We start from the raw sequence: 12280 nt of genomic DNA on the forward strand, positions 1-12280 counted from the left end.
TTGATGATTAATTCAGCGATTGTTCGACTTGTCGATTTCTGCGCCCGCTACCGGTGGACGGTCGTTATTGTCGGCACACTACTGATGCTCGGAGCCGCCGTCTTCGACGTCGCAAAATTCTCCATCAATACGGATATCCAGGGATTGATTTCCCCGAATCTCCCCTGGCATCAGCGTCAAATCGAATTGTCTGCGGCTTTTCCCCAAAAAGGGATATCAGTCGTCGTCAGAGCGCCGACAGCCGAGAATGCCGAACTGGCAACCAATCAGCTGGCACAGAGCCTCTCAAAGAACCCGAATTTGTTTCCCAGGGTGGTGCAGCCCGAGAGCGGTGATTTTTTCGAACGCAACGGATTATTGTTTTCCGCTCCAGCCGAGGTCCAAAAAACCGTCGAAGGGCTAACGAAAGCCCAGCTGCTGATCTCCACCCTCGCCGGCGATCCGAGCCTCCGTGGGGTTATGACCGCACTCTCGTTTGGAGCCGAGGGAGTGCAGGCTCGCAGGATCAAGCTGGACCAGCTTGCATGGCCTCTCTCATTGGCAGATCAAACGTTAAGTGACGTTCTGGCCGGCAAGCCGGCGACATTTTCCTGGCAGGAACTGCTGCAAGGCCACCCGCTGCCGGCCAACCAGCTGCGGCACTTCATCGAAGTCCAGCCCGTGCTCGATTTTGCGGAGCTTCAGCCCGGACGGAGGGCGGAGGAAGGGATTCGCCAGGCGGCCGCCGATCTAGACTTGCAAAATATGTTCGGCGCGAGGGTCGATCTGACCGGGGAGGTGCCGATGAATGACGACCAATTCTCGGTTATCAAAAATAGCGCCTTGCGCGACACCTTGACGGCAGTGCTCGGCGTCCTGATCATTCTCTGGCTGGCGCTTCGCTCCTGGAAAATCATCACCGCGGTCTTCTTCAGCCTGATGGTTGGGCTCGCGGCGACGGCCGCGATCGGTCTCGCCATCGTCGGCTCTTTCAATTTGATCTCAATCGCATTCTTCGTGCTGTTTGTGGGTCTCGGAGTCGACTTCGGGATTCAATACAGCGTGCGCTATCGCGCCGAACGGCATGAACACCCTGACTTGCGCGAGGCCCTGCGATGGGCCGCGCGGAAGGCGGGAAATCCGCTCGCATTGGCGGCCGCGGCCACGACCGTGGCGTTCTTCGCGTTTCTGCCGACCAGCTATCGCGGCCTTTCGGAACTGGGGCTGATTGCCGGTTGCGGTATGCTGGTCGCATTCCTCTGCAGCATCACGCTGGTACCGGCAATGCTGGCATTGCTCAATCCTCCGGGCGAGCCCGCGCCAGTCGGCTTCCGAAGCCTCGCGCCGCTGGACGATTTCCTTCAGCGCCATCGTATTGCAGTGATCGCCGGCACGATTCTCGTCGTTCTGGCCGCTACACCGCTGTTGTGGCATTTGCGGTTCGACTTCAATCCGGTCGATCTGCAAAGTCCGAACTCTGCCTCGGTCGTGACCTATCGTGAATTGCAGGGCGATCCGGAAACCAGCGGTAACGATGCGGAGATATTGGCGCCGTCACTCGCAAAGGCCGATGAAACGGCCAAACGTCTGGCTGCACTCCCCGAAGTCTCACGGACCTTGACGCTAAGCAGCCTAGTTCCAGCCGATCAAGACCAGAAAATCGCTGCATTGAACGGCGCGTCGCAACGCCTTGGCACCGCCCTCAATCCTACAGACGGACAGCCCGCGCCAAGCGATCAGGAAGTTGTTGCCGCGATTCAAAGTACAGCGGAAGATCTTTCCAAGGCTGCAGGCAATGAAACCGGTCCGGCCGCAGAATCCGCGCGTCATGTTGCCGGTTTGCTCAGGCGTCTCGCAGGCGCAGATGCCGGTATCCGGGCCAAAGCAGAAGCTGCGATCGTGCCACCGTTGGTTTTCGACCTCGACCAGCTTCGCAAGAGCCTCGCTCCCCAAGCGGTGACGATCAAGACGCTGCCGCCGAATTTGGTCCGCGACTGGGTATTGCCCGACGGCAGAGCCCGCGTTCAGGCGTTGCCGAAGGGCGATCCCAACGACACCAATGTGCTGCGAACATTCGCGACGGCGGTGCTTCGCGCTGAACCGACGGCCACAGGGGCAGCGATCAGCTATTATGAATCCGCGAAAACCGTCACGACCGCTTTTGTCGAAGCAGGCGTTCTGGCTCTCAGTGCGATTGCCATTTTGCTCCTTATCGTGTTGCGACGTGTGACAGACGTGCTCCTGACGCTCGTCCCTCTCCTGCTGGCCGGCGCCGTCACGCTTGAGATTTGCGTGCTGGACGGTTTCGCGCTCAATTTCGCAAACATTATCGCGCTTCCGCTGCTGCTCGGCGTCGGCGTCGCGTTCAAGATCTATTACATCATGGCCTGGCGCGCCGGAAAAACCGGCTTGCTGCAATCGACACTGACCAGGGCGGTCGTATTCAGCGCCATGACCACTGCGGTTGCGTTCGGAAGTATGTGGGCGTCGAGCTATCCCGGCATGTCGAGCATGGGCAAGCTGATGGCCCTGGCGCTGATATGTACAATGGCCGCCGCAGTGCTGTTCCAGCCGGTGCTGATGGGGCGACCGCGGCAAGTGAAGGCAGCTTCGGAGTCGAGCCCGGATTTTGCGAGAAGCCGCGCAATAGGCGCATAGAGCCAATATCCGGGACACGAGGCCCAAAGACAAAAGGGAAGGCTCTGAGAAAGCCTTCCCCGGTTTGTGCTGACCGTTTCGCGCATGGCCCGGGCGATATCCCATCCTCCCCGCGCGCCGACCAGACCTGTTTGACGCAGCCTGTGTAACTCGGAGTGCGCGGACACTGACAGGCTCGCCCCGGGGCGCCAACGTCATAGTTAATTTAACCTTAACGGAACAAAGGCGGCGCTCACGGTGCGGAAAATGCGCCTGCGGCATGGACGCTGCAAAGCCTGTCTTGCAAAACAAACCGGGGCATGGGCGTGCGCAAAAGCGGGACAGGTGTGTCCCGCCAAACGGGTCGCCGGGGCAAGGTCGAGGTATGAAGCATCCGTCAAGCCGTGAGTTCTTCGCATACTGGGATAAGAAGCGCGGCGGCGCGCATGCGCCGGACCGCAGCGAAATCGAGCCCGACGCCGTGCGCGAGCTGCTCGGCGATATCTTCGTGTTGTCTTATGACACGGCCGCCGGCTATCCGTTTCGCGTCGCCGGAACCCGGGTCTGCGCGTTAGCCGGCCGCGATCTAAAGGATCGGAGCTTTTCGGCCCTGTTCGCCGCCGACGCCCGCCGCGAAATCGAGGACATCATCACCGTGGTGGCCGAAGAAATGGTTCCCGCTGTCGCCGGCATTGCCGCGACGTCGGAAGATGGCTCGCCGGCGCATCTGGAATTGCTGCTGCTACCTTTCAACACGCGCCCGCATACGCCGCTGAGCCTGACCGGATCGCTTGCACCATTCGAAAGCAAGCGCCGCCCGCTCCGGGAATTCAAACTGACATCGTGGCGCTATCTCGCCCATCCGCCGCAGAAGCTCGTTCCGCGCGCGTTGCGAAAGCTCGCGATCGCGCGCGGCTTGATGGTCTATGAAGGCCTGCGCTAGAGTCTGATCCAGCTTCCGGCTAATCCTGGATCATTCCGCCAGTTCCGGCCACGGCACGATGGTCGATTTGACCGTCTTCATCGCCATCGCGTCGGCGACCGCGCGGCCGATGCCTTCTTCCGAAAAGGGATATAGCGTCTGCATCTCGAGCCAGGGATATTTGTCCCGAGTGCGATAGAGCATATCGACGCCGAGCGGCAGATCGTTGCCGGTGAATCCCCACGACCCCAACACATTGAGGTCTTTGGTGCAGATGCGATGCCACGACGTCTCAATCGAACCGGCATCGGTGAACTGGCCCATCTCGACATAGGTGCCGCCGTCGCGCAGCATTTCGATGCCTTCGGGGCCGGCGCTCGGATGCCCCGAGCAATCCATCACCAGATCGGCGCCGAAGCCGCCGACGATGTCGCGCACTTTTCTGATCCGTTCTTCCGGCGTTGTGACCTGCCCGATATCAACGGTGGCCTCCGCGCCGAACTTGCGCGCGAGCTTAAGCCGCGGTGCCTCCGGCGCGCCGACGCAGATCACGCGCCCCGCGCCCATCTCCTGCGCGGCGGCCACCGCTAAAATTCCAATCGGGCCGGAGCCCTGGATCACGACGGTGTCGCCCCAGGTAAATCCGCCGGCGCGCGTGGCGCGGTTGAAGGCGCGGATGCATGAGGTCAGCGGCTCCGACAATGCGCCGAGCCGCAGCGACATATCGTCGGGCAGCTTGTAGATCTTGGTGCCGGGCAGCATCTCGAGATCGACATAGACATATTCGGCCCAGCCGCCCCACAGGTGCGGCGCCTTGTCGAAGCCGAGATAGCGGCCGTAATACACCGGTGTCAGGCACTTGTTGGCGCTCTCCGGATAGTGAATGCAGTAGTAGCAATGGCCGCACGGCATCAGCGGCGGGATCATCACCTTCGATCCCACCGCGAGCTTTTTGCTCATGAAATCTTCGGTGAATTCCGAACCCACCTCGACCAGCACGCCGCCGATCTCATGGCCGAGCGTGAACGGCCATGGCAGTTGCTTCGGCCAGTGACCTTTAAGGATATGCAGATCGGTGCCGCAGACGCCGCAGGCACCGACCTTAATGAGCGCCGCCTTTTTCGAAATTTTAGGCCACAGCACGGTGCGAATGACCGGCTGCGCACCGGGACCGTCGTAGGTGCATACGCGTATCTGTTGCATGAACGTTTCCTCCCGCCCTTCGGCGATTGTTGATTGGCGTTACGTGGGCGGAGGCAAGCTATGTGAACGGAGCGAAGATGCCAATATCAGCTTTAGCGTATGCAATTCTGGTGCAGCAATTGACAGGCACAAGGCGCGGTCCCAGGGTTGCGCGAATAACCCTCATGGGAGTGAAGCTTGCGCAATCGCTGGGGCATCCTCGCCGTTCTGTTTACGGTTCGCGCCACTATGGCATTCCAGTTCCAAAGCGTTGCCGCGGTCGCACCGCTGCTGGGCAGTGAATTCGGAATTGGCCTCGCCGATATCGGGGTTTTGATCGGACTGTACTTCGCACCGGGCGTTGGGCTGGCCCTGCCGGGCGGCGCCATCGGACAACGGTTTGGCGACAAGACGACGGTACTTGGAGCCCTGCTGCTGATGCTGGTAGGCAGCGCGGTGATGGCATTCGCCGCCTCCTGGAGCATCCAGATCGCGGGACGGCTGGTGGCGGGCGCCGGCGGCGTGATCCTCAGCGTTCAGCTGACCAAGATGGTGACGGACTGGTTTGCAGGCCGCGAGATTGCAACCGCGATGGCAATCTTCGTCAATTCCTGGCCCGCCGGCGTCGCCATCTCGCTGCTGGCCCTGCCGTTGATCGGCACTGCCTATGGCGTGGGCGCGGTTCACCTTGGCGTTGCCGCGTTGATTGGCTGCGGCATCGTGCTTCTCGCGATCGGGTACCGATCGCCTGCGGGTTCCGGGGTCACGTCAACGACGACAACCCTACGCCTTGATCGCAACGCCGGCGTCGCCGTGATCGCGGCGGGTCTGATCTGGGGTCTCTTCAATGTCGGCTTCGCGATAATCTTCAGCTTCGGGCCTTCGATGCTGGTCGAACGCGGCTGGTCAATCGCAGCCGCAGGATCGACCATTAGCATCGTGCTGTGGCTGGCGGTGGGCTCGGTTCCGCTGGGCGGCTTCCTTGCGGATCGCACCAAGCGGCCAGAGTTCATTCTGATCGCGAGTTGCATTGTATTCGCGATGCTGATGATAGCGCTGCCGCGCAGCGACGCGGTGTTGCCCATCATCATCGCGCTCGGCTTGGTCTGTGGCCAGCCGGCTGGGCCGATCATGAGCCTGCCCGCACGCGTACTGCAGCCGCAGACGAGAGCAATCGGCATGGGCGTGTTCTTCACCGTCTTTTACGTCTGCATGATGCTCGGGCCGGTGATCGGCGGCGCCTGCGCCAAATGGACCGACAGTGCCGTCGCCGCATTCGATTTCGGCGCCCTGATGATCCTCGCCTGTCCCCTCGTTCTCTGGGGCTTCAATCGCATTCCAGCGACGACACCAAGAGCGTGATGACTTTTCTTCGAACCGTCATCCCGCTCTATCTTCTTGTTTGAGCATGATCTCCGCGCAAACGCCTAGCGTTTGTCGCGAGGGAAAACCGGTACCCACTTTTCCGGATCTTGCTCTAGGATCGGTGATCTGCAGTTCATACAACCGCTGCTAACTACCCGTTAACCCTGCCCGCCGTAGGGTCAGACGACACCGAGAGACCGGCTGTCGGGTGGCGAAGATGGCGTTGGCGAACAAAAAATCGATCCTTCCGGCCGCCGAAGAGCGACGCCGTTTTCAGAGGGTGAAGGTTCATTTGCTGGGCCGTTACATGCTGCCGGACCGGCGCGAATTTCCATGCCAGATCATCAATATGTCGCCGGGCGGATTGGCCCTGCTGGCGCCCGGCATCGGCAATGTCGGCGACCGGGTGATCGCCTATCTCGATCATATCGGTCGGGTCGAGGGCAAGATCACCCGCATTATCGACAATGGTTTCGCCATGACTGTGGGCGCCACCGCGCGCAAGCGCGACAAGCTCGCCGCCCAGCTGACCTGGCTTGCAAACCGCGACATTCTCAATCTGCCGGAAGACCGCCGCCACGACCGTATCGTGCCGCGCAACCCGATCGCGCTGCTCACGCTTGAGGACGGCACCAAGATGACCTGCCGGATTATAGACATGTCGCTGTCCGGCGCCGCCATCGGCGCGGAAAACCGGCCGCCGCTGAGATCCCTGGTCATGCTCGGCAAGGTCCAGGCCCGGGTTGTGCGCAACCTCGAAGAAGGCTTTGCGCTCGAGTTCGTTCACGCGCAGATGGCCGAGACGCTCGAAGACAGCGTTACCGCGCGGTAAAGCCCGCTCCCCGCGATTTTCCCATCTTTCTGAAGCGCGAAGGCGGTATCCGCATCTGTCGGATGCCGCCCTCGTATCTTTTGACCCGACGCAATGGGTAAACGCGGCAGGCCCTTGCCGTCGCAATCGCCGGATTGACGGGCCCTGAGACATTAATGCGTAAAATTTGAATCAATTGTGATTCTCTAAAATTCTAATCGGATTTTATTCAAGTATAGCTCGAATTAGCGCTACCTTTTACTTGTATTCGTCTCAAATGTACTTGGCTTACTTAGCGGCGGTGCAAAACCTTTGTGCGAAACGTGGTCCCAACAAGAAACGGGGGCCACAATGTTTGGTTTCGGGGGACAGGGGAAGGGATTGGCGGTCGTCGCCATCCTGATGGGATTGAGTGGGCCGGCAAGTGCCGGTGACAAACCAGTTCTTTATGCGAGCCTTGGCGACACCACGCGCTCGCCAATCGGCTGGGTCGAATTCTGTGCCGACAGTCCCGGCGATTGCCGCGGCAGCGCGTCACAGCCACGCGACATCGTGATGTCACAGACAGCCTGGCGAGATCTGCTGCGGGTCAACCGCTGGGTCAACGACACCATCAAGCCGATGACCGACATGGAGCATTGGGGCGTGGTCGAGAAATGGTCGTTGCCTACGGACGGTTACGGCGACTGCGAGGACTACGTGCTGTTGAAGCGCAAAATGCTGATCGACGCCGGCTGGCCCCGCGGGGCGCTGTTGATCACCGTGGTGCGCGACAAGAAGGGCGAAGGCCACGCAGTGCTGACGGTGAAGACCGATAAGGGCGAGTTCATTCTCGACAACCAAAACGAAAACGTCGTGGTCTGGACCGAGACGGGATACCGCTTCGTCAAGCGTCAGTCGCAGAGCGATCCGAATGTGTGGGTCTCGCTTGGTGACAGCCGCCCGGCGGTCGCTACCGCCAGTGCCCGCGATCACTAACCACTAGGAGATAACGGAGACACGCGACCCGGTCACATCCCCACCCTCCCCGTCCCAGACTGGATCGCGCGCGGCCAGCCCTCCCCAAGGCTGGCCGCAACTTTTTTTGCACCGCCACAGACGTGTTTTATTTGCGTCACACATCTGCGGGTGTGGTAAGTCCGGGAACCTTCGTTTTCCGACGGGCTTTGAAATCCCATGATCGAAGTGACCTCTCGAGATACAAGGACCAACGGCATCGGCGGCATCAGCTCGCAACCGATTGCACTTGCAGCCGCAATACTCATTCTCATTGTGCTGGGCGTTGGTTCCATCGCGCTATGGCGGGCTTACAGCGGCACTTCCCCTGAACAAGAGCGCCTCGCATTGGCCCGCCAATTACAGGCTCGGACCGCACAAGCCTCCGAGCAGCTGGTCGAGAAAACAAAGAACTTGGAAGCTATCCAGCAGGAATCGATCGACCAGTTGCAAATCGTTCAGGACCAACTGCAAGCCGTAAGGCGCCTTCTCGCCGCGCAGCAGGCTGACACAAAGCGGTTGTCGGAACAGGTTTCGGGTCTCGCCGAGGCGATCGATGGCCTGCGGCAGTCTTTCGCAAGTGTCCAGTCTGCCGAGTCATCTCCCCCCGCTCGCAACAAGTCGATCCGAACCAGGTCCCGTGCAGCCAAAAGCGCGCTCCGCAAGCCCGCAAAATCGCGGAGCTGACCGTTAAGCACAAGTTTGTTGAAAACCGTTTTGCCCGTCGCTAGGCCGCTGTCCGGCCCGCAAGAGTCTTGAGCGATGATGCCGCCGACCGTATCGCGGCCGTCGTCAAATCTGGAAAAGCCATAACAGCAGGATCGTCGCCAACGCCATCAGGCCGCTGATCGCCCAGCCACCAATGTATCCGGCATCATGATCCCCCATGCCATGGCCCAGATCCGGCCTGCCTGTCGCAGATCGCCAGAAATATGACATAGCCGCCTCCTGCAGGATGTTCTTCCACGACAATGCCGGTGCAGGCCGTCGGTTCCGCAACCGGCGTTTCTGATCTCGGCATACGGCGGCGACAAGACGAGATCAGATTAGGTGACCGCGGGCGTGAGCGGAACCGGCTCTACAGAGCAGCGTTTGATTCCGGTCTCGCGAGGTGTTGTCCAATGAGCAACGATCTCAACTCGAGCAACCGGCGACGGACTCGTATGGCTTTGGTTATCTTCGCTACCGCGGTTGCGGTTGCGGCAATTGCGGCGTTCGCTACGACGATTCATCGTGTCGACATGAGGCAAACCAGCAGCGATGTACCACCGGGAACGATTGGGCTGGCCCGTCCACATCCCCCACTCGACAAAGGTCCGGGGGAGCCGATGAAATAGCGTGGACATGATGGCCCGTGCTGGGCCTGTGCGGCGGCGGATGCCGGCATTCCCGTTGCGGTCGCAAAGCATTGAACCCGCACCCTAGCAGCCGCGACAAATGCTCTTCAGCTTGCGATCGACGGCTTTGTTTTCGGTTTCGATCGCGGCATCGCCGTCCGTCTGCGGCCCGGTCGCAGACGTCCCGCCGACGTCCGACCGTGCCGACCCGGTCGTCATGGACGATCCTCTCGTGCCAGGCGATCCTGAGGAATTGGCGGCGCCGGCGCTGTTGGTCCCCGGTGGCGGTGGCGAAGCCACCTTCGCGGAATTGCCGGCGCCGCTCGGATCGTTGCCGGAGTTATTCAGACCCCCAACATTGGCCGGGCCCGATGGCACACCGCTCACGCCAGCCGTGCCTGCTCCCGCAGAGCCGGCGTTCGGCGAGCCCACGGCGCTACCGGTGCCGCCCGACGGGCCGCTCGCAGCTCCTCCGCCGGCACTCCCACCTCCGCTTGCGCCACCTCCACTTTGAGCGAGCGCACTGATGGGTCCGGCAAGAATTCCAATCGCGACGATCGATGCCGTCAAAGATATCTTAGTCATCAGGAATCTCCGTTTATGATTCAACGACAGCACGCAGCGCCGGTTCCGCGCCGGAACGATTTCCGTTGACTGCTATTGAACCAGCACCGTTGGACGCTGGAGGTTGGTCCGGTCGTGCGCAAGTTGATCGCCTTTGACGACGACACTTTCGACAAGCTGAAGCAGTTGGCGCGGGACCGGATGGCGACCATTCAGGAACTGGCCGACGAAGCATTCGCCGATCTGCTCAAAAAGCACGGCATTCCCGTCGACCTGAAGGACGCGCTTCGCAAGAGCGCATCATTTTCGCAGAATTCCGAGAGATCGAGCCGATCAAGGAAAACGAAATCATCATGACGACAGACCCAGACCCCTTCGATCAAGCCCAGCGCGCGGCGCGAAAGAACATTCCCGCTGAAGCTAATCCGTACCGGGATGGCACGGAGGAACATTCGCTCTGGGCCGCCGGCCACGAAAGAGTTGCCGGCGCGGCCGAAGCTGATGAATCCGAAGGGACTTGAAATGCTCGGCTGTCAGCCGATCTTCTTCAGGCCTTTTTTGAATCGCGACCCGTTAGCGACATAGAATTTCGCGGCGCTTCCCATCTCGGCGACCTGCGCGGGATCAAGCGTGCGGATCACCCGCGCCGGCGATCCGATGATCAGCGAATACTCGGGAAACACCTTGCCCTCCGTGATCACCGATCCGGCGCCAACGACGCTGCCGCGGCCGATCCTTGCACCGTTCATGACGATCGAGCCCATGCCGACAAGCGCGTCGTCCTCCAGCGTGCAGCCGTGCAGGATGACGTTGTGACCGACGGTGCAGTTCTTCCCGATCATCAGCGGGAAGCCTATATCCGTGTGGCAGGTCGAATTGTCCTGCACATTGGAATTTTCGCCGATCTCGATCCACTCGTTATCGCCGCGCAACACCGCGCCGAACCACACGCTCGCAAAATTGCGCAACCGGACCTTGCCGATCACCATGGCGGTATCGGCGATAAAGTAATTGCCGTCGGTGGGAAGGTCGGGCGCCTGCCCGTCAAGTTCGTAAATCGCCATGCCTTATAACTCTCCTGTTCGCGGAGATTTTGGCACAGCCGCTTCGCTCAGGCCAGCAGTCCGGCCGCGCGCAGCGTCATCAGGAAAAACGTGCCTGACATCAGGCTCCAGAATCCGGCGAGCACGGTCGCCATCATCACAAATTCGACGCGGCGCCGTTCGATCCGCGCACCGCGCAGCGTGTTGCGCATGATGATGAAAGGTGCCGCGAATACCAGGAACGGCACGGCTGCGAAAGTGCTCGGCGCGACACCCTCCTGCAGCAGTCCAAATCCCGCCGGGCGCTGCACGAATGCCTGAAATCCGCTGGCCAAGGCGCCCGCCAATGCAAAACCGATGCAAAGGGAGAACAAGGAATTCAACGCATCAGGCGACATGGCATGGTGTTCCGCTACACAACGACCTCCATTGATCGCAAAATTGGCCGCCCGCCGCCACATCATCCTTAAAGAAAGGTTAATGTCGCCGGTTGGAACCGCGGCTTCGCACTGGACTGGCGCGACATCGCTTGCGCGAAATCGTGCGGAAATTCGATGTCGCATGGCATATTCGCAAGTGATTCGGTCACCGCTGGACGTCCTTCACGATGCTTGGTACATGACATTCTTTCCGACCGCACAGTACATCGCGCGCGGCTCGCGCAAGCGTCGCCGCAGCCACATAGTTCCGATCATGCTGGGATGCGCGCTCACGGCGGGCGCGATTGTTCTGATTGCCTATTTGCTCTGGCCGACCTGGGGAGCGGGTGCTTCGAGCAGTCCGGCGCGGTTACCGGTAAGCATCGGAGCTACGGTCTTCAACGTGCCGACCGCGGCGATCCGGATGAAAATCCAGCGCCACTCCGGGCCGCAGGAGCGCGTCGATCTCAGCTTCGCCTTTCCTTCGCTCGAGCCTCCCGACGCACCGAAGCATGTCAGCGCCGATACCGTGGAAGAGACGATGCAGCCGATCGACCGGATCTTCCTGTCGATAGCCGCGCACCATGACGCGCTAGCGCCGGACACCCGCGTGCGCACGATCTATCCGCGCTATCTCGAACAGGCTTCGACGCTCGTGCAGGACGGATTGACGATGCGGGCATTTCGCGACGGCACGCCCTACAGCAACGAGGATTTGTTCTTTGCAAACTCGCCGAACCTCAGCGCACGCTGCACGCGCGATGCCGCGACGCCTGGGATGTGCCTGAGCGAGCGCCGCATCGACGCCGCCGATCTGACGTTTCGCTTTCCAAGAAGCTGGCTCGCGCAATGGCGCGGCGTGGCCAATGCGATGGACCGGCTGACGGCGCAGTTGCAGGGTCCGAGGGGTTAGCTCGTGAGGTGCGAGTCCCTTGGCGAGCCTCGAAGGATGACATTCGTGCAGGCGGCCATGGTTCGAGGCGCGCAAGAGCGCGCACCTCATGACGACGGGGTGAGCAGCGAAC

General features: G+C 60.8%; 14 protein-coding genes. 9 read left to right on the top strand and 5 right to left on the bottom strand.

Features of this window, described 5'->3' with window-relative positions; genetic code table 11:
• Nucleotides 1-3: 3 nt before the first annotated feature.
• Both N554_RS0102595 and N554_RS0102600 read left to right on the top strand, forming a co-directional pair.
• The gene (locus N554_RS0102595; RefSeq protein WP_036052213.1) at nucleotides 4-2637 is read left to right on the top strand and encodes a hopanoid transporter HpnN; all 2634 of its coding nucleotides are present in this window, start codon (nucleotides 4-6) and stop codon (nucleotides 2635-2637) included.
• Nucleotides 2638-3001: 364 nt separating this feature from the next.
• Nucleotides 3002-3559 carry a PAS domain-containing protein gene (locus N554_RS0102600; RefSeq protein WP_029582048.1) on the top strand — a complete coding sequence of 186 codons (558 nt, stop codon included), beginning with the start codon at nucleotides 3002-3004 and terminating at the stop codon, nucleotides 3557-3559.
• Nucleotides 3560-3589: 30 nt separating this feature from the next.
• Here the strand turns inward: N554_RS0102600 and N554_RS0102605 are convergent, their stop codons facing one another.
• The gene (locus N554_RS0102605; RefSeq protein WP_029582049.1) at nucleotides 3590-4741 is read right to left on the bottom strand and encodes a zinc-binding dehydrogenase; all 1152 of its coding nucleotides are present in this window, start codon (nucleotides 4739-4741) and stop codon (nucleotides 3590-3592) included.
• A 177-nt stretch (nucleotides 4742-4918) separates the two neighbouring features.
• Between N554_RS0102605 and N554_RS0102610 the strand changes: the two genes are divergently transcribed.
• The 4 genes from N554_RS0102610 (at nucleotide 4919) to N554_RS0102625 (ending at nucleotide 8579) form a co-directional block, all read left to right on the top strand.
• Nucleotides 4919-6082, top strand: coding sequence for an MFS transporter (locus N554_RS0102610; RefSeq protein WP_029582050.1), 1164 nt, complete (start codon nucleotides 4919-4921; stop codon nucleotides 6080-6082).
• A 220-nt stretch (nucleotides 6083-6302) separates the two neighbouring features.
• Nucleotides 6303-6917, top strand: a complete 615-nt coding sequence (locus tag N554_RS0102615; protein WP_029582051.1) for a PilZ domain-containing protein — start codon at nucleotides 6303-6305, stop codon at nucleotides 6915-6917.
• A gap of 330 nt (nucleotides 6918-7247) precedes the next feature.
• A complete protein-coding gene (locus N554_RS0102620) occupies nucleotides 7248-7874 on the top strand; it encodes a transglutaminase-like cysteine peptidase (protein ID WP_029582052.1) in 627 nt (208 codons plus the stop codon).
• 198 nt (nucleotides 7875-8072) lie between these two features.
• On the top strand, nucleotides 8073-8579 hold the full coding sequence (locus tag N554_RS0102625) for a hypothetical protein (protein ID WP_029582053.1): 507 nt from the start codon (nucleotides 8073-8075) through the stop codon (nucleotides 8577-8579).
• Nucleotides 8580-8684: 105 nt separating this feature from the next.
• Here the strand turns inward: N554_RS0102625 and N554_RS39515 are convergent, their stop codons facing one another.
• Together N554_RS39515 and N554_RS0102635 are read right to left on the bottom strand one after the other, a co-directional pair.
• Nucleotides 8685-8831 (bottom strand): hypothetical protein, encoded by a 147-nt coding sequence (locus N554_RS39515; RefSeq protein ID WP_156041743.1) that lies wholly within the window; start codon nucleotides 8829-8831, stop codon nucleotides 8685-8687.
• A 482-nt stretch (nucleotides 8832-9313) separates the two neighbouring features.
• Complete coding sequence (locus N554_RS0102635; RefSeq protein ID WP_029582054.1) at nucleotides 9314-9814, bottom strand: hypothetical protein; 501 nt, start codon at nucleotides 9812-9814, stop codon at nucleotides 9314-9316.
• Between the two features lie 114 nt (nucleotides 9815-9928).
• Between N554_RS0102635 and N554_RS0102640 the strand changes: the two genes are divergently transcribed.
• Entirely contained in the window at nucleotides 9929-10150 is a 222-nt protein-coding gene (locus tag N554_RS0102640) for a hypothetical protein (RefSeq protein WP_029582055.1), read from the top strand.
• Nucleotides 10147-10314, top strand: coding sequence for a hypothetical protein (locus N554_RS40760; RefSeq protein WP_197033393.1), 168 nt, complete (start codon nucleotides 10147-10149; stop codon nucleotides 10312-10314). The genes N554_RS0102640 and N554_RS40760 overlap by 4 nt, the downstream gene beginning before the upstream one ends.
• Nucleotides 10315-10326: 12 nt before the next feature.
• Here N554_RS40760 and N554_RS0102650 read toward each other — a convergent pair whose 3' ends face one another.
• On the bottom strand, nucleotides 10327-10857 hold the full coding sequence (locus tag N554_RS0102650) for a gamma carbonic anhydrase family protein (RefSeq protein ID WP_029582056.1): 531 nt from the start codon (nucleotides 10855-10857) through the stop codon (nucleotides 10327-10329).
• Nucleotides 10858-10904: 47 nt separating this feature from the next.
• A complete protein-coding gene (locus N554_RS0102655; protein WP_029582057.1) occupies nucleotides 10905-11234 on the bottom strand; it encodes a DUF6949 family protein in 330 nt (109 codons plus the stop codon).
• Between the two features lie 220 nt (nucleotides 11235-11454).
• On the opposite strand from N554_RS0102655, the gene N554_RS0102660 reads away from it, so the two are divergent.
• A complete protein-coding gene (locus N554_RS0102660; protein WP_029582058.1) occupies nucleotides 11455-12168 on the top strand; it encodes a hypothetical protein in 714 nt (237 codons plus the stop codon).
• Nucleotides 12169-12280: the final 112 nt, after the last annotated feature.

Origin of the sequence: Bradyrhizobium sp. URHD0069 (assembly GCF_000701345.1) — a bacterium.
GTDB lineage: Bacteria > Pseudomonadota > Alphaproteobacteria > Rhizobiales > Xanthobacteraceae > Bradyrhizobium.

Bases quoted from the DNA above. Each gene is read 5' to 3' on its own strand.
- N554_RS0102660 (WP_029582058.1), top strand. From the start codon at position 11,455: ATGACATTCTTTCCGACCGCACAGTACATCGCGCGCGGCTCGCGCAAG.
- N554_RS0102620 (WP_029582052.1), top strand. From the start codon at position 7,248: ATGTTTGGTTTCGGGGGACAGGGGAAGGGATTGGCGGTCGTCGCCATC.
- N554_RS39515 (WP_156041743.1), bottom strand. From the start codon at position 8,831: ATGTCATATTTCTGGCGATCTGCGACAGGCAGGCCGGATCTGGGCCAT.
- N554_RS0102595 (WP_036052213.1), top strand. From the start codon at position 4: ATGATTAATTCAGCGATTGTTCGACTTGTCGATTTCTGCGCCCGCTAC.
- N554_RS0102650 (WP_029582056.1), bottom strand. From the start codon at position 10,857: ATGGCGATTTACGAACTTGACGGGCAGGCGCCCGACCTTCCCACCGAC.
- N554_RS0102615 (WP_029582051.1), top strand. From the start codon at position 6,303: ATGGCGTTGGCGAACAAAAAATCGATCCTTCCGGCCGCCGAAGAGCGA.
- N554_RS0102605 (WP_029582049.1), bottom strand. From the start codon at position 4,741: ATGCAACAGATACGCGTATGCACCTACGACGGTCCCGGTGCGCAGCCG.
- N554_RS0102600 (WP_029582048.1), top strand. From the start codon at position 3,002: ATGAAGCATCCGTCAAGCCGTGAGTTCTTCGCATACTGGGATAAGAAG.
- N554_RS0102635 (WP_029582054.1), bottom strand. From the start codon at position 9,814: ATGACTAAGATATCTTTGACGGCATCGATCGTCGCGATTGGAATTCTT.
- N554_RS40760 (WP_197033393.1), top strand. From the start codon at position 10,147: ATGACGACAGACCCAGACCCCTTCGATCAAGCCCAGCGCGCGGCGCGA.
- N554_RS0102625 (WP_029582053.1), top strand. From the start codon at position 8,073: ATGATCGAAGTGACCTCTCGAGATACAAGGACCAACGGCATCGGCGGC.
- N554_RS0102655 (WP_029582057.1), bottom strand. From the start codon at position 11,234: ATGTCGCCTGATGCGTTGAATTCCTTGTTCTCCCTTTGCATCGGTTTT.